General features: G+C 60.7%; 22 protein-coding genes. 12 read left to right on the top strand and 10 right to left on the bottom strand.

Annotation, left to right across the window (positions count from 1 at the left end):
- The first annotated feature begins 39 nt into the window (after positions 1 to 39).
- The gene (locus tag ACZ5ZH_RS04165) at positions 40 to 1158 is read left to right on the top strand and encodes a DUF3089 domain-containing protein (protein WP_464772271.1); all 1119 of its coding nucleotides are present in this window, start codon (positions 40 to 42) and stop codon (positions 1156 to 1158) included.
- A complete protein-coding gene (gene ruvX / locus ACZ5ZH_RS04160; protein WP_460987990.1) occupies positions 1155 to 1628 on the top strand; it encodes a Holliday junction resolvase RuvX in 474 nt (157 codons plus the stop codon). The genes ACZ5ZH_RS04165 and ruvX overlap by 4 nt, the downstream gene beginning before the upstream one ends.
- Before the next feature lie 19 nt (positions 1629 to 1647).
- Here ruvX and ACZ5ZH_RS04155 read toward each other — a convergent pair whose 3' ends face one another.
- Positions 1648 to 2046, bottom strand: coding sequence for a MerR family transcriptional regulator (locus ACZ5ZH_RS04155; RefSeq protein ID WP_449472196.1), 399 nt, complete (start codon positions 2044 to 2046; stop codon positions 1648 to 1650).
- A gap of 66 nt (positions 2047 to 2112) precedes the next feature.
- Here ACZ5ZH_RS04155 and ACZ5ZH_RS04150 point away from each other — a divergent pair, with 66 nt between their 5' ends.
- Entirely contained in the window at positions 2113 to 2877 is a 765-nt protein-coding gene (locus ACZ5ZH_RS04150) for a MauE/DoxX family redox-associated membrane protein (protein ID WP_464772270.1), read from the top strand.
- 35 nt (positions 2878 to 2912) lie between these two features.
- On the opposite strand, the gene serB is transcribed toward ACZ5ZH_RS04150, so the two are convergent.
- Positions 2913 to 3791, bottom strand: coding sequence for a phosphoserine phosphatase SerB (gene serB, locus ACZ5ZH_RS04145; protein ID WP_464772269.1), 879 nt, complete (start codon positions 3789 to 3791; stop codon positions 2913 to 2915).
- Between serB and miaA the strand changes: the two genes are divergently transcribed.
- The 6 genes from miaA to ACZ5ZH_RS04115 all read left to right on the top strand — a co-directional run bounded on the left by miaA (position 3790) and on the right by ACZ5ZH_RS04115 (position 9517).
- Entirely contained in the window at positions 3790 to 4734 is a 945-nt protein-coding gene (miaA, locus tag ACZ5ZH_RS04140) for a tRNA (adenosine(37)-N6)-dimethylallyltransferase MiaA (RefSeq protein ID WP_464772268.1), read from the top strand. The two genes, serB and miaA, sit on opposite strands and share 2 nt — an antisense overlap.
- A 99-nt stretch (positions 4735 to 4833) precedes the next feature.
- A complete protein-coding gene (locus ACZ5ZH_RS04135) occupies positions 4834 to 6582 on the top strand; it encodes an acetolactate synthase 3 large subunit (RefSeq protein ID WP_460987986.1) in 1749 nt (582 codons plus the stop codon).
- 10 nt (positions 6583 to 6592) lie between these two features.
- The gene (locus ACZ5ZH_RS04130) at positions 6593 to 6943 is read left to right on the top strand and encodes an LSm family protein (RefSeq protein WP_460987985.1); all 351 of its coding nucleotides are present in this window, start codon (positions 6593 to 6595) and stop codon (positions 6941 to 6943) included.
- On the top strand, positions 6943 to 7458 hold the full coding sequence (ilvN, locus tag ACZ5ZH_RS04125) for an acetolactate synthase small subunit (protein WP_449472186.1): 516 nt from the start codon (positions 6943 to 6945) through the stop codon (positions 7456 to 7458). The genes ACZ5ZH_RS04130 and ilvN overlap by 1 nt, the downstream gene beginning before the upstream one ends.
- A 205-nt stretch (positions 7459 to 7663) precedes the next feature.
- Complete coding sequence (gene ilvC / locus ACZ5ZH_RS04120) at positions 7664 to 8683, top strand: ketol-acid reductoisomerase (protein ID WP_460987984.1); 1020 nt, start codon at positions 7664 to 7666, stop codon at positions 8681 to 8683.
- Between the two features lie 210 nt (positions 8684 to 8893).
- Positions 8894 to 9517, top strand: coding sequence for a YceI family protein (locus tag ACZ5ZH_RS04115; protein WP_460987983.1), 624 nt, complete (start codon positions 8894 to 8896; stop codon positions 9515 to 9517).
- A 101-nt stretch (positions 9518 to 9618) separates the two neighbouring features.
- Here ACZ5ZH_RS04115 and ACZ5ZH_RS04110 read toward each other — a convergent pair whose 3' ends face one another.
- Positions 9619 to 10185, bottom strand: coding sequence for a DUF1993 domain-containing protein (locus tag ACZ5ZH_RS04110; protein ID WP_460987982.1), 567 nt, complete (start codon positions 10183 to 10185; stop codon positions 9619 to 9621).
- A gap of 301 nt (positions 10186 to 10486) precedes the next feature.
- On the opposite strand from ACZ5ZH_RS04110, the gene leuA reads away from it, so the two are divergent.
- On the top strand, positions 10487 to 12157 hold the full coding sequence (gene leuA / locus ACZ5ZH_RS04105; RefSeq protein ID WP_464772267.1) for a 2-isopropylmalate synthase: 1671 nt from the start codon (positions 10487 to 10489) through the stop codon (positions 12155 to 12157).
- Between the two features lie 52 nt (positions 12158 to 12209).
- On the opposite strand, the gene ACZ5ZH_RS04100 is transcribed toward leuA, so the two are convergent.
- Positions 12210 to 12626, bottom strand: a complete 417-nt coding sequence (locus ACZ5ZH_RS04100; protein WP_464772266.1) for a VOC family protein — start codon at positions 12624 to 12626, stop codon at positions 12210 to 12212.
- A 62-nt stretch (positions 12627 to 12688) separates the two neighbouring features.
- Between ACZ5ZH_RS04100 and trmFO the strand changes: the two genes are divergently transcribed.
- Positions 12689 to 14041 carry a methylenetetrahydrofolate--tRNA-(uracil(54)-C(5))-methyltransferase (FADH(2)-oxidizing) TrmFO gene (trmFO, locus tag ACZ5ZH_RS04095; protein ID WP_464772265.1) on the top strand — a complete coding sequence of 451 codons (1353 nt, stop codon included), beginning with the start codon at positions 12689 to 12691 and terminating at the stop codon, positions 14039 to 14041.
- 12 nt (positions 14042 to 14053) lie between these two features.
- On the opposite strand, the gene ACZ5ZH_RS04090 is transcribed toward trmFO, so the two are convergent.
- Together ACZ5ZH_RS04090 and ACZ5ZH_RS04085 are read right to left on the bottom strand one after the other, a co-directional pair.
- A complete protein-coding gene (locus tag ACZ5ZH_RS04090; RefSeq protein WP_449472174.1) occupies positions 14054 to 14518 on the bottom strand; it encodes an EF-hand domain-containing protein in 465 nt (154 codons plus the stop codon).
- An 11-nt stretch (positions 14519 to 14529) separates the two neighbouring features.
- Positions 14530 to 15054, bottom strand: a complete 525-nt coding sequence (locus ACZ5ZH_RS04085; RefSeq protein ID WP_464772264.1) for a hypothetical protein — start codon at positions 15052 to 15054, stop codon at positions 14530 to 14532.
- A 242-nt stretch (positions 15055 to 15296) separates the two neighbouring features.
- Between ACZ5ZH_RS04085 and ACZ5ZH_RS04080 the strand changes: the two genes are divergently transcribed.
- On the top strand, positions 15297 to 15443 hold the full coding sequence (locus ACZ5ZH_RS04080) for a hypothetical protein (protein WP_464772263.1): 147 nt from the start codon (positions 15297 to 15299) through the stop codon (positions 15441 to 15443).
- Positions 15444 to 15542: 99 nt separating this feature from the next.
- On the opposite strand, the gene ACZ5ZH_RS04075 is transcribed toward ACZ5ZH_RS04080, so the two are convergent.
- The 4 genes from ACZ5ZH_RS04075 to eno all read right to left on the bottom strand — a co-directional run bounded on the left by ACZ5ZH_RS04075 (position 15543) and on the right by eno (position 19767).
- A complete protein-coding gene (locus tag ACZ5ZH_RS04075; protein WP_464772262.1) occupies positions 15543 to 16922 on the bottom strand; it encodes a pyruvate dehydrogenase complex E1 component subunit beta in 1380 nt (459 codons plus the stop codon).
- Positions 16922 to 17995, bottom strand: coding sequence for a pyruvate dehydrogenase (acetyl-transferring) E1 component subunit alpha (gene pdhA, locus ACZ5ZH_RS04070; RefSeq protein WP_460987975.1), 1074 nt, complete (start codon positions 17993 to 17995; stop codon positions 16922 to 16924). Before pdhA ends, ACZ5ZH_RS04075 begins: the two co-directional genes overlap by 1 nt.
- A 110-nt stretch (positions 17996 to 18105) precedes the next feature.
- A complete protein-coding gene (locus ACZ5ZH_RS04065; protein WP_449472169.1) occupies positions 18106 to 18417 on the bottom strand; it encodes an FtsB family cell division protein in 312 nt (103 codons plus the stop codon).
- A 75-nt stretch (positions 18418 to 18492) separates the two neighbouring features.
- On the bottom strand, positions 18493 to 19767 hold the full coding sequence (eno, locus tag ACZ5ZH_RS04060) for a phosphopyruvate hydratase (RefSeq protein ID WP_464772261.1): 1275 nt from the start codon (positions 19765 to 19767) through the stop codon (positions 18493 to 18495).
- Positions 19768 to 19821: the final 54 nt, after the last annotated feature.

Here is a 19821-nt window from a genome sequence, read left to right as displayed (position 1 = left end):
AGGCCATGGGGGTCCTGGCGATCGGCGGAGAGCAAAGCATTGGCCCGCAAGTTCCTCTATGTCGTCGCCAGCCTTATCGTGCTGGTCCTTGCGGCATTGCTGGTTTACCGCATCTGGGGGATGCAGCTGATCCGCGCGGTCATGGTGCCGCGAGAAGCCTTCACCCCGATCGCGCCGCTTCCGGCCAATGCCTATGATGATCCCAAGATGTGGATCGCTAGGCCAGACATCGCGCAAGGCAATCCGGCTTTGTGGAAACCCACCGGACAGAAGGATGAAGCGGTCACCCAGAAGGCGGCTGTGTTCTTCATCCATCCGACTTCCTACATCACCGCTTTCGGCGGCGCGCATTGGAACATGCGACTGGACGACAAGGATGCGCTGACAACTGCGCGGCGTTTCGTGCAGGGGCAGGCGAGCGCTTTCAATGCGGTCGGCGATGTCTGGGTGCCGCGCTATCGGCAGGCTAATTATGGCGCATTCCTCACCGACAAGCCTGCTGGCGAACAGGCATTGGCGGCGGCCTATCGCGATGTGCGCCTGGGCTTTGCGACGTTTCTGAAGGCGAACCCGACAGGTCCGCTGATCCTTGCAGGGCACAGCCAAGGGTCGCGCCACCTGCTCCAGTTGCTGCGCGATCAGGTTGCGGGGACGCCTGTCGCTTCCCGCATTGTGGCCGTTTATGCCGTTGGCTGGCCGGTATCCGTGGAGGCGGATTTGCCCGCCCTCGGCCTGCCCGCCTGCGCCCGGCGCGATCAGGCTCAGTGCATTGTCAGCTGGCAAAGCTATGCCGAGCCTGCTGATCCGGCTCCGATGGTGGAAAGTTTCGAGCGCTTGCGCGGTTTTACGGGCCGCCCTCGCAAGGGCACGCATATGCTTTGTACCAATCCCATCACCGGCACCTTCAACGGGGCCGCTCCGGCAAGCGCCAATCTGGGTACGATCGATGGCCGGGATGAAGGCAAAGCGCCGCGGCTGCTGAAGGGCGTAGTTCCAGCCCGTTGTGATAGCAGTGGCATATTGATGATCGGGGAGCCGGTGGACATGGGGCCGTTCACGCTGCCGGGCAATAATTATCACGTCTATGACTATGGCCTGTTCTGGGGTGACGTTCGGGAAGATGCGCGCCAGCGGGCGGCGAGTTTCCTAAAGAAATGAGCACGCTGCTCACCACCGACCGCGCGGCCTTCCGCGAGGCGCTGCCGTACGGCGGCCGCCTGCTCGGCATGGATGTTGGCACGAAAACGATCGGGCTTGCCTTGTGCGACGCGGGTTGGTCCATCGCGAGTCCGGCGCACACGGTAGCACGTGGGAAGTTCAGCAAGGACAAGGTCGCGCTCGCCGCTTTCATGGAGCAGCAGCAGGTGAAGGGCGTCGTCATCGGCCTCCCACTCAATCTCGATGGCAGCGAGAGTCCACGCAGCCAGGCGAGCCGTGCCTTCGGCCGCAACATTGCGGATCTTGGCCTGCCGATCCTGTTGTGGGACGAACGCTGGTCGACGCAGGCGGTTACGCGCACCTTGCTGGAAGCAGATGCGAGCCGTGCGCGGCGGGGCGAGTTGGTCGACAAGCTGGCCGCGAGCTACATTCTGCAAGGGGCGATCGACGGGTTGATGGCCGGGTTCTGACAGCCGTTCCGGTGAAGAACTATCCCTCGAAAGCCGAGATGATGGGACAAGGCCCCTCATCGGATGCGTGACATGCACTGGCGAGCCGCCTTAGCGAATCGCGCGCCGCCTGGAGTTCGGCGATCTTCACGTCCAGTGCAGCTAATTGCCCCGCCGCCAGTTCCCTGGCACGCGCCCTGTCTTGTCCGGCATCCAGTCGCAGAAGCTCGCCAATCTGGTCCAGCGTGAACCCCGCCGCCTGCGCCGAGCGTATGAACTTCAAACGTCGCACATCCTGATCATCATAACGACGGACGCCGCGCGTCAGTCCGCTGCCGTCCCGATCCGGCGTCTCCAGTAATCCGCGCCGCTGATAGAAGCGCACGGTCTCCACGCCCACGCCACCAGCGCGCGCCAGACCAGAAATTGTCATCGCCATGCTTGACTCCGGACCATGGTACGGAACCCATATGGGGCGCAGAATGATAGTGTCCAAGAGAAAGCGATGATGACGAGCGCAACAGCAACGACCGCCTTGCCGCGAACGGCTGTCCTCTATCGGATGGTGATGCCCGGCCATGTTTGCCCCTATGGCCTCAAGGCGCGCTCGTTATTGCGGCACAGGGGTTACGACGTGGAGGATCGCTGGCTCACGAGCCGCGAGGAAACGGAGGCGTTCAAACAGGCGCATGACGTCAAGACGACGCCGCAAATCTTCATCGATGGCGAACGGGTCGGTGGCCATGACGATCTGCGCCGGTTCTTTGGCTTGGCCGTCGCTGATCCGTCAGCCCCCAGCTATGTCCCGGTCCTCGCTGTCTTTGGGGTCGGCGCGCTGTTGGCGCTCGCGATCAGTTGGCTGACCGCGATGCCGCTGATCAGTGTCATGACCGTCGAAAGTTTCATTGCTGTCACGATGATGCTGCTCGCGATGCTGAAGCTTCAGGATGTGGACCGGTTCGCCACCATGTTCCTGAACTACGACCTGCTTGCCCGCCAATATATGCCTTATGGGAAGGCTTATCCGTTTCTGGAGCTTGGCGCAGGCGTGCTGATGTTGACCGGCATTCTGCCTTGGCTTTCCATCCCCGTCGCGCTGTTCATTGGCGGCATCGGCGCGGTATCAGTGTTCAAGGCTGTCTATATCGACAAGCGGGAACTGAAATGCGCGTGCGTCGGCGGCGGCAGCAACGTACCGTTGGGGTTCGTCTCCCTGACAGAAAACATCATGATGGTTGCGATGGCGCTGTGGATGCTTGTTCGTATCTGACCTCAGATGCCATCCCAACCGCTGTCGGAGAGCGACTACGCCTGGACCCATTCTGCCGAAGAGATGCCCTGCGCATACAGAAGTACTGAGAGATCGCCATGGACGATCTCCGCAGCGGCTGCTTCCCGCGTTTTGGGCTTGGCATGATAGGCAACGCCAAGCCCCGCGCCCTGGATCATAGGTATGTCGTTGGCGCCGTCACCCACCGCGAGCGTCAATGCCCGATCAATGCCTGCTTCGATCGCGGCTTCCAGTTCCGCACGCTTGCGCGAGGCATCGACGATCGGCAGCGTTACCGTGCCAACCAGCGCTCCATCAGCAATCTCCAGAACATTCGCCACCGCACGATCAAACCCGATTTCCTCGGCCACGGGTCCGGTGAAGCGGGTGAAACCGCCGGACACGAGGAGGGTTTCAGCCCCCCTCGCCTTCATTGTACGGACAAGTGCTCCCGCGCCCGGCATGATCCTCACGCGCTCTGTCCGGCATCGGTCGATCGCTTCATCGGCGAGGCCCTTGAGCAAGGCGACGCGCTCATGCAGCGCGCCTGCGAAGTCGAGCTCGCCGCGCATCGCCCGCTCGGTGATATCGGCGATCTGCGGCTTGATGCCCGCATAGTCGGCGAGTTCGTCGATGCACTCCACCGTGATCATCGTTGAGTCCATGTCCGCGATCAGCAGCTTCTTCTCGCGACCCTCGGCAAGCTGAACGATGACATCGATCCTGTCGCCGATCCCGGTTAGCGCCGCCCGGGCCAACATAGGATCACCGCCGAAGAAAATATCGGCAGCCTTGCCCTCATCCAGCCACTTGCTATCCACCGGCGCGCAGCCAGCCGTCGCCAGCCGAGCCACGGCATCTTCAATATCCCGCTGACTCAAGGCCGCACTTGCCACTAAGGTTGCGACGAACATGGACACTCCTGAAACATCTGTGGGCGAATCCCGCCCCCGCGTCGCGCTTATTGCCGGGCCTACCGCCAGCGGCAAGAGCGCGCTGGCACTCCGGCTGGCTCAAGCGGCCAATGGCGTCGTCATCAATGCCGACGCCAGCCAGGTATATGTCGATCTCCAGATACTTTCCGCCCGCCCAAGCCAGGCGGAGATGGGTGACATCCCGCATCGCCTTTTCGGCCATATCGACGGGGCGGAGGCCTGTACGGCTGCGCGCTGGGCGACGGAAGCACGCGAGGAGATCGGCAAGGCGCATGCGGAAGGACGCCTGCCCATCCTGGTCGGTGGCACGGGGCTTTACCTGCGCACATTGCTTGATGGTATCGCTCCGGTGCCGGACATCGATCCCACCATTCGTTCCGCTGTCCGCGCCATGCCCGTTGCGGACGCCCATGCCGCATTGTCAATCGAGGACCCGGCAGCTGCCGCGCGGCTGGCGCCTACCGATAGCACAAGGGTAGCCCGTGCACTGGAGGTGATGCGCTCGACAAGCCAGCCGCTCGCCTATTGGCAGCAACGAAAGGTCGGAGGCATCGGCGAACAGATCCGCCTTTCACCACTCATTCTGCTGCCCCCGCGCGATTGGTTGATCGCACGTTGCGACCAACGCTTCGAGCAGATGGTAGAGGGTGGCGCCGTAGCCGAAGTAGAGGCCCTGCTCGCACGCAACCTCTCGCCCGATCTTCCTGTCATGCGCGCTATCGGTGTGCCTGAAATTGCGAGCTGGCTTGCCGGTGATATGGACCGCGAGATGATGCTGGAGCGCGGCCGGATTGCGACCCGGCAATATGCCAAACGCCAATATACCTGGTTTTCGCGGCAGCCCCCAGCCAGTTGGCTAAGGGAAACACGCCCTGTTGATGACAATTCAGCATCTAAAATCGTAATTAAATTACGTGAATAGATATTGACTAGCCATTTTATGTCTAATAGAGGCACCCACCTTGCCTTCGCTCCTCATCTGGAGCAGAGGGCGCAACCTGCATAGCGGAAGGATTTCATCGTGGCCGAAAAGAGCGGCGCGGACATTTTGGTTGAGTGCCTGATCGACCTGGGGGTCGAGGTCGTGTTCGGTTATCCGGGCGGCGCGGTGCTACCCATTTATGACGCACTTTTCGATCATCCGAAGATCCGCCACGTCCTTGTCCGCCACGAACAGGGCGCGACCCATATGGCGGAGGGCTATGCACGTTCGACCGGTAAGCCCGGCGTCGTTCTCGTCACCTCCGGCCCCGGCGCGACCAATGCGGTCACCGGCATCACCGATGCGCTGATGGATTCCATCCCGATGGTCGTCATCACCGGGCAGGTCGGCACGCCGCTGATAGGCACTGACGCCTTCCAGGAAGCTGACACGGTCGGCATCACGCGCCATTGTTCAAAGCATAATTATCTGGTGAAGAAGCCCGCCAAGCTGGCGAGCGTCATCCACGAAGCCTTTCATATCGCCACCACGGGCCGCCCCGGCCCGGTTGTCGTCGATATTCCCAAGGACGTGCAGGTCGCCACCGCGCCCTATTCCCGTCCGCTTGGCTTTGAGCATGCCAGTTACAAGCCGCAAACCAAGGCGGATGCGTCTGCAATCGCTCAGGCCGTCGAAATGCTGGCCAAGGCAGAACGGCCGGTCTTCTACACTGGCGGCGGGGTCATCAATTCGGGTCCCAAGGCATCGATCCTGCTGCGTGAGCTGGCGGAGCTGACTGGTGCACCTGTTACCTCGACCTTGATGGGTCTCGGCGCCTTCCCCGCTTCCTCGCCGCAATGGCTGGGCATGCTGGGCATGCACGGCACTTATGAAGCCAATTGGGCGATGAACAAGGCGGACCTGATCGTCTGCATCGGTGCGCGATTTGACGATCGCGTCACCGGCCGTCTCGATGCCTTTTCGCCGAACAGCAAGAAGATCCACATCGACATCGACCGCAGCTCGATCAACAAGACGGTCGAGATCGATCTTCCGGTTATTGCTGACGTCGGCAACGCGCTGACGGACATGATCGCTGCGTGGAAAACCCATGGTCACAAGGCTGTGGACCTCAGCGAGTGGTGGGCCAGGATCGAAGGCTGGCGCGCGCGCAACAGCCTGGCCTATCCGGAGAGCCGCGAAGAGATCATGCCGCAGGAGGCGATCGCGGAGCTCTACCGGGCTTCCAAGTCGGCCGATGACGTCATCATCACCACCGAAGTCGGCCAGCACCAGATGTGGGCTGCGCAGCATTTCGGTTTTGAAGAACCGAACAAGTGGCTGACCTCAGGCGGTCTCGGCACCATGGGCTATGGCTTCCCTGCCGCGATCGGCGCGCAGGTCGGCAATCCCGACAGCCTGGTCGTCTGCGTCGCGGGTGATGCCTCGATCCAGATGAACATTCAGGAGATGGGAACCGCGAGCCAATATCGGCTGCCCGTCAAGGTGCTGATCCTCAATAACGAATATATGGGCATGGTTCGCCAGTGGCAGGAACTGACCTATGAAAGCCGTTATTCCAACAGCTATTCGGACAGCCTGCCGGACTTCGTGAAGCTGGCCGAAGCTTATGGTTGGACCGGCATCCGCATCGAAGAGCCGCAGGAGCTGGCGGCAGGCATTCGTCAGATGATCGACACACCCGGCCCTGTCATCGTGGACTGCCGCGTGGCGAAGCTTTCCAACTGCTTCCCGATGATCCCGTCGGGCGCGGCGCATACCGACATGCTGCTCGACCCCAGCCAGGTCGCTGGTATCATGTCGGACGAGGCAAAGGCTTTGGTGTGAGGGTTATGGCGTGACTGGGCATCTGAAGCTCCGCATCCATGTGAGCGAACCCTTTGACTTCGAACGGATAAGCGGCACGGCCGAGCTGAAAGGCTGGACCGTGGATCATAGCGATCCGGAGAATGAAGATTGGGAAGTTCACCTGGATGAGGGCTTCGATTTTCACGAACGCCGGATAGGCCGCCTGCTGATCAGCCCGCGCTATGTGGGCGAACATCTGAGCCGCATGTTCGATGCGATTGCCGGATTTCCGGTTCGCATGGCTCATCGCGACGATGGCAGCTGGCACTACGCCTTTACGGGCATGATTTCCGAGCGCCATGAGCGCGAAAAAGAACCGGACAACGGGACAAGCATCTGATGCACATTCAGGAAGAATATAGCGAGCGGCACGTCCTGTCGCTGACGGTCACCAACGAGGCGGGTATCCTTGCTCGCATCGCGGGGCTTTTCACCGCGCGCGGATATAATATCGACAGCTTGACGGTGGCGGACATCACGCATGATCATGCGATCAGCCGCATCACCATCGTCACCAATGGCCCACCCAAGGTGATCGACCAGATTATCGCCCAGCTGGATCGGTTGGTGCCGGTGCACAAGGTGACGGACCTGACCGCCAACGGCCCCTTCGTCGAGCGTGAACTGGCGCTGGTGAAGGTCACCGGCACCGGCGAAGACCGGATCGAGGCGCTGCGCCTTGCCGACGTGTTCCGAGCCAAGGTGGTGGATACGACGATCGAAAGCTTCATCTTCGAGATCACGGGCACGACTGACAAGATCGACAATTTCGTGGGCCTGATGCGTCAGATCGGCCTGGTCGAAGTCGGCCGCACCGGCGTCGTCGGCCTGATCCGCGGCAAGGAGCCGAACTGAACTGAATATCCTCTCTCCTTCAGGGGAGAGGAAGCGAGACTTGGCGGCTTTGCCGCCTAGTCGCAGCTGGAGAGGGGGCAGCGCCCTCACTGTGGCGAAAAGCCCCTCTCCAACTTCATCTAGGTCCGGCTTCCGCCGAACCGAGATTTCGTATCCTCTCCCCTGAAAGGGCGAGGAAAAGGCACGGTCTGAAGGAAGAACGGACATGAAGGTTTATTACGATCGCGACGCCGACATCGGCCTCATCAAGGGCAAGAAGGTCGCCATCCTCGGCTACGGCTCGCAGGGTCACGCCCACGCCCAGAACCTGCGCGACAGCGGCGTTGCCGAAGTCGCCATTGCGCTCCGCCCCGGCTCGGCGAGCGCCAAGAAGGCAGAAGGTGCAGGCTTTAAGGTCCTGCCGAACGCCGAGGCCGCCGCATGGGCCGACGTCCTCATGATCCTCGCCCCTGACGAGCATCAGGCCGCCATCTATGCCGACGACATTCACTCGAACCTGAAGCCCGGCGCGGCGCTCGCCTTCGCGCATGGCCTCAATGTTCACTTCGGCCTGATCGAACCGCGCAAGGACGTGGACGTCATCATGATCGCGCCGAAAGGTCCCGGTCACACCGTCCGCAGCGAATATCAGCGCGGCGGCGGCGTGCCCTGCCTGATCGCCATCGCGCAGGACGCGACCGGCAACGCCCATGACATCGCCCTGTCCTACGCCAGCGGCGTCGGCGGCGGCCGTTCGGGCATCATCGAAACCAACTTCCGCGAAGAGTGCGAAACCGACCTGTTCGGCGAGCAGGCCGTGCTGTGCGGCGGCGCAACCGCGCTGGTTCAGGCTGGCTTCGAAACCCTGGTGGAAGCTGGTTACGCGCCGGAAATGGCCTATTTCGAATGCCTCCACGAACTGAAGCTGATCGTCGACCTGATGTATGAAGGCGGCATCGCCAACATGCGCTATTCGATCTCGAACACCGCCGAATATGGCGATATCAAGACCGGCCCGCGCATCATCACCGAAGAAACGAAGAAGGAAATGAAGCGCGTCCTGGCCGACATTCAGTCGGGCCGCTTCGTCAAGGACTTCGTGCTCGACAACCGCGCCGGCCAGCCGGAACTGAAGGCCAGCCGCCTCGCCGCCCAGCGTCACCCGATCGAGGAAACCGGCGCCAAGCTGCGCGCCATGATGCCCTGGATCGGCGCAAACAAGCTGGTGGACAAGGAAAAGAACTGAAGCTCCAGCTTCGTCACCCCAGCGAAAGCTGGGGTCTCGGGCCTCGTTGCGCACCTTCTGCTGAGATCCCAGCTTGCGCTGGGATGACGGAACAGGCGCGAAGCCCGGAATTTCAATCCGGTAACTCTCCGTTTCCGGTTACGCCTCTGGAACAATCAAGGGACGCCGCTATGGTAGCGCGTCCCTTGACTGCTTCTGGAGAACCCATCCATGCGTAAATTCCTGATTTCCGCTGCGGCCCTTGCGGCCCTGACCGGCGGCGCCGTCATCGCCCAGCAGATGCCCGCCGCGCCCGGCGCAAAGGACCCGGCCCGCGTAACCGGCGGCACTTATCAGGTTGATCCGGGTCACACCCAGGTGGCCTTCGCCTATGACCATATGGGATTCTCCAACAATTTCGGCATCGTCTCTGGCCCGGTCGGCACATTGACGCTGGACCCCAAAAATGTGGCCGCTGCAAAGGTCTCCATCGAAGTCCCCATCGCCAATGTCCGCACCGGCATCACCGCGCTGGACGAACATCTGATGAAGGCAGACTTTTTCGATGCCGCCAAATTTCCAAAGGCGACATTTGTCTCCACGAGCGTGAAGCCCGATGGCGCGACCAGCGCAGAGATCACCGGAAATCTTACGATCAAGGGTGTCACCAAGCCGGTGACGCTCGATGCTGACTTCTACGGCGCGGGCAAGGCTCCGGCCATGGCAGGCGGCAAGGAAAATATAGGGTTTGTCGCGACCACAACGGTCAAGCGGAGCGACTTCAATATGGGTTACGGCGTCCCGATGGTCGGCGATAATGTGGAACTGAAGATCGTCGCCGCTTTTCAGAAGTAAGCTGTCAGGTCCGGGTGATGAGCCGTCATCACCCGGACCGTTCCCGGAATAAATCCTATCCGACTTGGGACCGGCGTAGCCGCCCCGCGTGACTATGGGCTTTAGCCGGTCGGCATTGTTCCCGGCCGTATATATGGGAACATATGCGCGATATAATCCGCCTTGCCCAACTCCACCCCCTGGTTGCGCAAGATCGCATAGGCGGTCATGACGTGGAAGTAGAATTGGGGCAACGTCCAGTCGCGAGCATATTGCTCGGCCGTGAAGTCGAAAATGATGCCCATCGGCAATGCATGCTCGATCGGGCTTTGCGGGTCGGTATCAAGCGCATCGGGAGCGAGATCGTCCAACAGGGCGAGCGTTTCTTCAATTCTGGCCTTTGCGCTAGCAATCGAGCCGGGATTTTCCTCCGCGTTCCGGCCCTCGTCCAGAAGAGCCTGAATCGATATGGGAAACTCCTCTCCCTTTAGCCGAAACACGCCTTCCCAAGCCTGCACACAAGCGAACCGGATCTGGGTGGACAGCGGAAACATATCGGGAGCAAGTCGCGCGGACAGAAGCGCGTTGGCCGCATCGCCCCCCATTTGCCCTTCAGCCTTGTCGAGCCAGCCAGAGAGAGCTTTCAGCATCTGGCTGTAGGTCGGTATAAGCAGGTTGGTCAGGGACATGAGGGCCTCGCGATGGGATGGATCATTGGGATGGCGAGGTAAATGAACCTTCTTCCAAACGCCTTCCACAACAAAAGCTGGACGCGGAGCCACGAAAACGGTTAAGGCAGGTACATCATGCAGCGCGCGCTTCTTCCCCTGCTACGACTTACACGCCCTTAGGCGTGGCTTTTCTGCTGCTCTTCGCTTGAATGACGCAGCAATCCGCCTAAGGGCATATCCAAGCAGATAGTCGTTCCACCGGGCAGGCCGCGCCTTTGTTTCAAATAGGGGCCGCCCGTTTGCAAAGAAGTAGCTTCCCATGATGCTGACCGACCCTTCGCAGAAATACCGTCCCTTCCCGCAAGTGGACCTGCCCAACCGCCAATGGCCGAGCGCCGTCATCACCTCGCCGCCGCGCTGGCTCTCGACCGACATGCGCGACGGCAATCAGTCGCTGATCGACCCGATGAACGCGGAAAAGAAGCGCCGCTTCTTCGACTTGCTGGTCCGGGTCGGCGTCAAGGAGATCGAGGTCGGCTTTCCCTCGGCGGGCGCGACCGAGTTCGACTTCATCTCCGGCCTGGTCCGTGACGGCGCGATCCCCGATGACGTGTTCCCGCAGGTGCTGACGCAGGCCCGCGATGACCTGATCGCCACGACCTTCGAATCCCTGCGCGGTGCGAAGCAGGCCATCGTCCATGTCTATAACGCCGTGTCCCCCGCCTGGCGCAACATCGTGTTCCAGATGGACCGGCCGCAGATCAAGGATATCGCGATCAACGCCGCGAAGCTGCTGCGCGACAATGCGGCGAAGCAGCCGAACACCGACTGGCATTTCGAATATTCGCCGGAAACCTTCTCCACCGCCGAACTGGATTTCAGCCTGGAATGCTGTGAAGCCGTGATGGAAATTCTGCAGCCGACCCCCGAGCGACCGCTGATCCTGAACCTGCCCGCCACGGTCGAGGCTGCGACGCCCAACATCTATGCCGACCAGATTGAATGGATCTGCCGCAACATTTCGAAGCGCGATAGCGTGGTGATCTCGCTGCACACCCATAATGACCGTGGCACCGGCGTCGCAGCGGCCGAGCTGGGCCTGATGGCGGGCGCGGATCGTGTCGAAGGCTGTCTGTTCGGCAATGGCGAGCGGACCGGCAACTGCGACCTCGTGACCGTCGCGCTCAACATGTACACGCAGGGCGTCAATCCGGGGCTGGATTTCTCCGACATCGACGAAGTCATTCAGACCGTCGAATATTGCAATCAGCTGCCGGTTCATCCGCGTCATCCCTATGCGGGCGAGCTAGTCTTCACCGCCTTCTCCGGTTCGCATCAGGACGCGATCAAAAAGGGTTTCGCTGTTCAGGAAACGCGCAACGACCGGATTTGGGACGTCCCCTATCTGCCGATCGATCCCAAGGATCTGGGCCGCGACTATGAAGCCGTGATCCGCGTCAACTCGCAGTCCGGCAAGGGCGGCGTCGCCTGGGTGCTCCAGCAGGACAAGGGGCTGAAGCTGCCCAAGCGGATGCAGGCCGACTTCTCCAAGGTTGTGCAGGCGCTGGCCGACCAGTCGAGCCGCGAACTGAACGCCGCCGACATCTGGACCGCCTTCGAGGATCATTACCGCCTCTCCGGCGACCAGCCCTACACGCTGATCGACTATGATGAGACCGGCCATGCGGGCGACCGCATCTTCACCGGCAAGATCGCGCACAAGGGCGGCGAACGCTCTATTTCCGGGCGCGGCAACGGCCTCATCTCCTCGGTACTGGCCGCGCTGCGCGATGACCTCGGCGTCGATCTGGAGGTCGCCGACTATAGCGAACATGCGATCGGGGCTGGGACCGACGTCGCCGCCGCCGCCTACGTCGAATGCCGCACGCCCAATGGCCGCACGGTCTTCGGCATCGGCACCGATACGGACATCGCGACCGCCTCGGTTCAGGCTGTATTGTCGGCCGCGAACAGTGTTGCAGCGGGCTGATCGATAGAATGCAGGCAGCGGCTCGCCGCCGCGAGCGCTGCCTGCGACAAGTTTAAGAGATATTCTCTGCCGCGCTCAAATCGACCGCCGCGTGACAAACTGCTTCCACGTTGATGCCGTCAGGGTCCAGGATGAAGGCGGCATAGTAGTTTAGCCCGTAATGCGGCCTGAGGCCCGGCGCGCCATGGTCCCGCCCACCGGCACGCAGGCCCGCTGCGTGAAAGGCATGAACCTGCGCGCGGTTTTCGACGCGAAAAGCGACGTGAGTGCCCTCACCCACCCTTTCATTGTCGCCGATCCAGAAGAAGGCGTCATCGTCCCGGCCATAGCCGTGCGTCTCACCGCCGCTCTCATTATCCGCCGGGGGGATGGTCACCAAACGCCGCAGCCCAATCGCGCCCAGCAGTTCGTCGTAAAAGTCGCGCGACCGTCCCGCGTCACTCACGGCGATGCCGATATGGTCGATCATTTTGCGCTCTCCTTTTGCCGCCAATTGACCTAAACGCCAGCCACCAACGCATGGACGGACAAATGGACGAAGTCAGAGATTACCAGGTGCATATTATCGGCGGCGGACTCGCCGGGTCGGAAGCGGCTTGGCAACTGGCGCAGGCTGGTGTGAAGGTGCGCCTGTCGGAAATGCGGGGTGGCGGCGACATGACTCCAGCCCACCAGACGGACGGCCTTGCCGAACTCGTCTGCTCCAACAGTTTCCGGTCGGACGATGCGGACAAAAATGCCGTTGGCCTGCTGCATCAGGAAATGCGACGGCTGGGCTCGCTTATCATGGCACAGGCTGAACCCGCTAAGGTCCCCGCCGGATCGGCTCTGGCCGTCGACCGGAATGTGTTTTCCGATGGCGTCACCCGCGCCCTGTCCGATCATCCCAATGTCGAGATCGTGCGGGAGCGCATCGATCAGTTGCCGCGCGAAGGGATGACCATCGTCGCCACCGGGCCGCTGACCGCACCAGCGCTCGCGGAGAGCATCGGTGTCGCGGCGGGCATGGATCACCTCGCCTTTTTCGACGCCATCGCGCCCGTCGTGCATTTCGACAGCATCGACATGGACAAATGCTGGATGGCCAATCGCTGGGACAAAATCGGCCCCGGCGGTGGCGAGGGCAAGGATTATATCAACTGCCCGATGACGAAGGACGAATATCAGGCATTTGTGCAGGGACTGATCGACGGCGAGAAGACCGAATTCAAAGAGTGGGAAACGAACACGCCTTATTTCGAAGGCTGCATGCCGATCGAGGTGATGGCGTCCCGAGGCCCCGAAACATTGCGGCACGGCCCGATGAAGCCAATGGGGCTAGACGATCCGCGCACCGGCCGCTGGCCCTATGCCGTCGTCCAACTGAGGCAGGACAATGCGTCGGGTACGCTGTGGAACATGGTTGGGTTCCAGACAAAGCTCAAACATGGCGCGCAGGTTGACCTGTTCCGCACCATTCCCGGCCTAGAGAAGGCCGAGTTTGCGCGACTGGGCGGGCTACACCGCAACACCTTCATCCAGAGCCCCAAACTGCTGGACGCAACCCTGCGCCTGAAAAACGCGCCGCACATCCGCTTCGCTGGTCAGATGACCGGGTGCGAAGGATATGTGGAAAGTGCGGCCATAGGCCTGCTGGCCGGCCGTTTCGCCGCTGCCGAACTGCTTGGCCAGCACATGCCCCCGCCGCCTGGGGATACGGCCCTTGGGGCATTGCTGGGTCACGTCACGGGCAATATCGCGACGGCGGACTATCAGCCGATGAACGTGAATTTCGGGCTTTTCCCGACTCTGGACGATGTGAAGAAGAAACAGCGCAAGGAGGCTTATACTGCTCGCGCCCGCGCTTCCTTGGCGCAGTGGTTTAGTCAGTTTGAAATGAACTAAGCGCCCTCTTGTTCAGCAACGGCATTTCGGTTTCGCCGTTCGCTTGGGCGCGGTCGTTGCAAATTCAGCAGGGGTCAGCTTCCCGTCCGCATTAGCGTCAGCGCTGGCAAACCGATCCGATGTGGCGACTGCCCATTCCTCGAAGGAAAGGAGGTTGTCCTTGTCCTTGTCGAGCGCCTTGAACGCTTTGACCCGGCTGCCCAGCATCTCGATCCGGGTGATAAAGCCGTCACGGTTCCGATCATAGCGGCCGAAGCGCTTTTGCTCGCGGCTTTGCGGACTAGCCTCTCCGGGTGAGGGAGGTGCCTTGCCAACGGCGTCGGGATTTCCCTCTGGCAATGCGTCTATCGCAGGCGGCGGCGGTGGAGCGATTATGGCCTCCGGCGCAGCGCTGCTGGCCGCGCGCCCTTGCCACCAGAAAAGCCCTGCCGCCACAAGAAGCAGCGCAGCCCCGGCGCCAGCCATGATACGTCCCACGAAATTCCCCCTCAACGCGCACTAAACGCGACGCGCAATAGCCGAAGATATAGGCCGGGAGTCAACCGGTTAGGAGCGGCCTTACCCCGCCTGATATCCCCTTGCGCCAAGCCATAGGCAATCCGCATTGGCCGCCATGATGCAGGCCAGACCGGATCGCATGAAAAAAGCTTGTGCCGGGCAAGATCGATCGCCTTGGCGGCGAGATTAGGGCTGCTGACATGGCCTGAAAAATCCCAAAGCGCCCATGCGGCCCCTGCCTGGATCAGCCAATCCGGGACTTCTGCTTCACCCGTGAGCGATTGGAACAACCCTCCCCCTCTTCCGATCGCATAAGCATCCAGATCATCGTCGGCGATGAGCGCTTCCCAGCCATCAAGCCATGCTGTCAAGCCTGCCGGTGGAGCTTCGCCAGCCGCGCGCAACGCATCGACCAGCGGATCACCCCTGCCCTTCATGCCCACTGGATCGGTCAACGCTTCCTGCCACCATGCAAGCCGCAACTGACCGATCATCGCTTCTGTCGTGGTAGCCACGACACGACCAAGACGTGCGTCCAAAGCCCATAGCAAGCGGTGGCGCGGGTTGTCGCGCCCCGCATAGGAGCTAAGTAATGCAGCTAATACCGAGGGCCGATCTTCTGCCTGGTCATTCATGAAGCATATACCGGCCGCTAGAGTTTATCGGCATTTTAATCAGTTCTCGAATATGGATACTTCATCATTTCAAGCAGCACGTCACCCGGTCGGGTGGGCCGATGAGCATGGGGGGAGGTAATATGAGGGACAGGATTAAGCGCACGCTGTTTATTTTAATGCGGCTCTATCACAACCAGGCAGGGAACGCGCTGCCGATTGTGGCTGCTGCAACGATACCGTTTGCGGCGATCACCGGCGTGCTGTTGATCTCAGCCGGGGGTATCTAAGCAATCATGTGCGACTGACTATCGGCCTAATCAATATTCGTAAGGGATCGATTTTCTGTAGAAGGGAGAGGAGCGGCCCGATGCCGCTCCTCTCGCCCTTCATCGATAACATACCTTCTTAAGAGCAGCGACCACCCGAGCCGTGTCGATGAGCGCGGCCTTTTCGAGGTTCGCGGCGTAAGGCAGCGGCACGTCTTCGTTCGTCACGCGCAGCACCGGAGCGTCCAGATCGTCGAAGCCCTGTTCCATCACGACCGCCGCGATTTCGGAGGCGATGGAGCAGACAGGCCAGCCTTCCTCGACCACCACGATGCGGTTGGTCTTTTTCAGGCTTTCCAGCACCGTTGCCGTATCGAGCGGGCGCAGGGTGCGCAGGTCGATGACTTCGGCATCGACACCTTCTGCAGCCAGTTGTTCGGCAGCTTCCAGCGCGATGCCCACGCCGATCGAGTAGCTGACCAACGTCACATCCTTGCCAGCGCGCATGATGCGGGCCTTGCCGATCGGCAAAACATAATCATCGACCTTGGGCACATCGAAGCTGCGGCCGTAGACAAGCTCGTTTTCAAGGAAGACGACCGGATCTTCTGATCGGATCGCTGCTTTCAACAAGCCCTTGGCGTCGGCAGCGTCATAGGGAGCGATGACGATCAGGCCAGGGACAGCCGCATACCAGGGACCATAATTCTGGCTGTGCTGGGCGCCCACACGGCTCGCGGCACCATTGGGGCCACGGAACACGATCGGACAGCGCATCTGCCCACCGGACATGTAATTGGTTTTGGCCGCCGAGTTGATGATGTGGTCGATCGCCTGCATGGCGAAGTTGAACGTCATGAACTCGACCACGGGGCGCAGACCGCCCATTGCTGCGCCAGCACCAATGCCTGCAAAGCCATATTCGGTGATCGGGGTATCGATAACCCGTCGGTCGCCAAATTCGCCAAGAAGGCCCTGCGTGACCTTGTAGGCACCCTGATATTCGGCGACTTCTTCACCCATCACGAATACGCGCTCATCGCGGCGCATTTCCTCCGCCATGGCGTCGCGGAGAGCTTCGCGAACCGTGGTTTTCACATATTCGGTGCCTTCCGGAAGAGCGGGGTCGGCAACGCTGGCCTTCGCTTCCGAGGCAAGCTTGGCTGTACCGCTTTCCGCCTTCTTCGGTGCTTCGGGAGCAGCTTCGGCCTTTGCCGGGGGCGTACTCGCCTCAGCCTTGGGAGCAGCAACTTCACCGCCCTCGCCCGCCATCGTGGCGATGACAGTGCCCACCTTCACCCCTTCGGTGCCTTCAGGAATGACGATCGCGCCGATCTTTCCTTCATCGACCGCTTCAAATTCCATGGTCGCCTTGTCCGTTTCGATTTCGGCAAGAATGTCGCCAGAACGGACTTCGTCGCCTTCTTTCACAAGCCACTTGGCCAGCGTGCCTTCCTCCATCGTGGGAGAGAGCGCCGGCATCTTGATTTCGATACCCATTAATATTGCTCCACCAGCACGTCGGTATAGAGTTCGGACATATCCGGTTCGGGCGACGTTTCGGCGAAGTCCGCCGCGTCGCTCACGACCTTGCGAATGTCCTGATCGATCTTCTTGAGTTCGTCTTCACTCACCCCGGCGTCGGTCAGATATTTCTTTGCGCCCTCGATCGGGTCAGATTTGTCCCGCATCGCCTGCACTTCCTCGCGCGAGCGATATTTGGCAGGATCGGACATGGAGTGGCCGCGATAGCGATAGGTCTTCATTTCCAGCAGGATCGGGCCATTGCCCCCCTGCACCCATTTAAGGGCTTCTTCCGTGGCACCGCGCACAGCGAGCACATCCATGCCGTTGACCTGGATACCCGGAATGCGGAAGCTTTCGCCGCGGCGATAGAGTTGATCTTCCGCCGAGGAGCGATTGACGCTCGTGCCCATGGCGTACTGGTTGTTCTCGATCACGAAGATGATCGGCAGCTTCCACAGCTCGGCCATGTTGAAGCTCTCGTAGACCTGCCCCTGGTTGGCAGCACCGTCGCCGAAATAGGCCACGCAGACGCCGCCATCACCATTATATTTGTGCGCAAATCCGAGGCCCGCGCCCAGCGAGACCTGAGCGCCAACGATGCCATGTCCGCCGAAAAATTTATGCTCGACGCTGAACATGTGCATCGAACCGCCCTTGCCGCGCGAAATGCCGGCTTCACGGCCGGTCAGTTCAGCCATGATGACATTGGGATCAATCCCATAGGCGAGCATATGGCCGTGGTCGCGATAACCGGTGATAACGCTGTCTTTGCCAGGCTTGAGCGCGGATTGGATGCCGACGGCTACAGCTTCCTGGCCAATATAGAGGTGACAAAAGCCGCCGATCAGGCCCAGGCCGTAAAGCTGGCCCGCCTTTTCCTCGAAGCGGCGGATGAGGACCATCTGCCGATAGAATTCCAGCAACTCTTCCTTCGTGGCCTTGTAATCCGAAGGAGTTTCGGGGCGAGGCCGGTTGTGATCCGCGCTGGCAGGGCTTTGTGCCTTTGCCTTTGCACGCGAAGGACGCGGCGTCGTTGGTTTCGCCAAGGCTCTTATCCTTTTGCCTGGTGATGGATGGAAGGAAGCCCGATATAGCGGCAGACCGGCCCGGATTGCAACGCCACAGCCCGCCTAATAACGCCATGCGACGTTGTGGCTCAGTTGAGCGGGACGATTACTTCGTCGTGGTGGATCACGCCAAGTTGGCGACGGATCAATTCGTCACTCAGGTCTGGGTCGACGCGGCGCGGGTTGAGCAGGTCAACGCGGTTGTGAAGCTCGTTCCGCTGCGCCTCAACCGACTTAAGCTCGGCCTGCGAACGGTGTAACTGGCGGGTATAATCGCCCCACGCAAGAACGCCATTTGAACCAAGCACGACATATCCGGCAAAGAACAGCAACAGCAGCACCGCAATAGCAGGCCCGAAAGCCGAAAATAACAACATGCGGAGCTTAGCGATGTGCGCCATGGAACAGTTGAATCACAGGCCGGAGCCGGCCGCAAGCAAAAACTGGTTAACTTGCGGCCGGTTGTTGAAATGAATTTAGCGGAAGATGGATCGGCCGGCGTAGACTGCGACGTCGCCCAGTTCCTCTTCAATGCGGATCAGCTGATTATATTTGGCAAGCCGATCCGACCGGGCCAGCGATCCTGTCTTGATCTGACCGCAATTGGTGGCCACCGCGAGGTCGGCGATGGTCGCGTCCTCGGTTTCGCCGGAGCGGTGCGACATGACAGCGGTGTAGCGCGCGCGGTGGGCCATATCGACTGCCGCCAACGTTTCAGTGAGCGAACCGATCTGGTTCACCTTCACCAGCAGCGAGTTGGCAAGCCCCTTGCCGATTCCCATCTCCAGACGCTTGGGATTGGTAACGAACAAATCGTCACCAACCAGCTGCACCTTGCCGCCGATCTTGTCGGTCAGCGCCTTCCAACCTTCGAAATCATCCTCGCTCATGCCGTCTTCGATCGACTTGATCGGATAGTCCGCACAGAGCGCAGCCAGATAATCGGCCATTTCGACCGGGTTCAGCGACAAACCCTCGCCGGAGATTTCATATTTGCCGTTCTTGAAGAACTCCGTTGCGGCGCAGTCCAGCGCCAGCATCACGTCATCGCCGGGCTTGTACCCTGCCTTTTCAACAGAAAGCATGATGAAGTCGAGCGCGTCACGCGTGGAGGCGATGTTAGGTGCAAAGCCGCCTTCGTCGCCCACCGAAGTCGCGAGACCCTTGTCATGAAGCCCCTTCTTCAGCGTGTGGAATATCTCCGCACCAATGCGAACTGCATCGGCGATGCTTTCCGCGCCGACGGGCATGATCATGAATTCCTGGAAGTCGATCGGGTTGTCGGCATGTTCGCCGCCGTTGATGATGTTCATCATCGGCACCGGGAGGACATGAGCCGAAACGCCGCCAACATAACGGTAGAGCGGCAGGCCCCGAGCATCAGCGGCGGCCTTCGCTGTGGCCAAGCTGACACCCAGAATGGCGTTCGCGCCCAGACGACCCTTATTTTCAGTACCGTCGAGCGCGATCATCGCCGCATCGACCTCTGCCTGGTCTTCCGCATCGAGGCCGATCAGTTGTTCGGCAATCTCATCATTAACGGCGGCCACCGCTGCCAGCACGCCCTTGCCAAGATATTTGCTCTTGTCGCCGTCCCGCTTTTCGACCGCTTCATAAGCGCCCGTCGAAGCGCCAGAGGGAACCGCCGCGCGGCCAAAGCTGCCATCTTCCAGCATGACATCGACTTCGACAGTGGGATTGCCCCGGCTATCGAGAATCTGACGAGCGTGGATATCGAGAATGGCGGTCATGGTCGCTCCCTGAATGCTGAAATGCGCCTTGAAATCGCGCCCCGCTTAGACAGC

This window comes from Sphingobium sp. TomMM7A (assembly GCF_055397305.1).
Note: the sequence above shows the minus strand (reverse complement) of the source record. Positions and strands in the feature narration are given on the sequence as shown.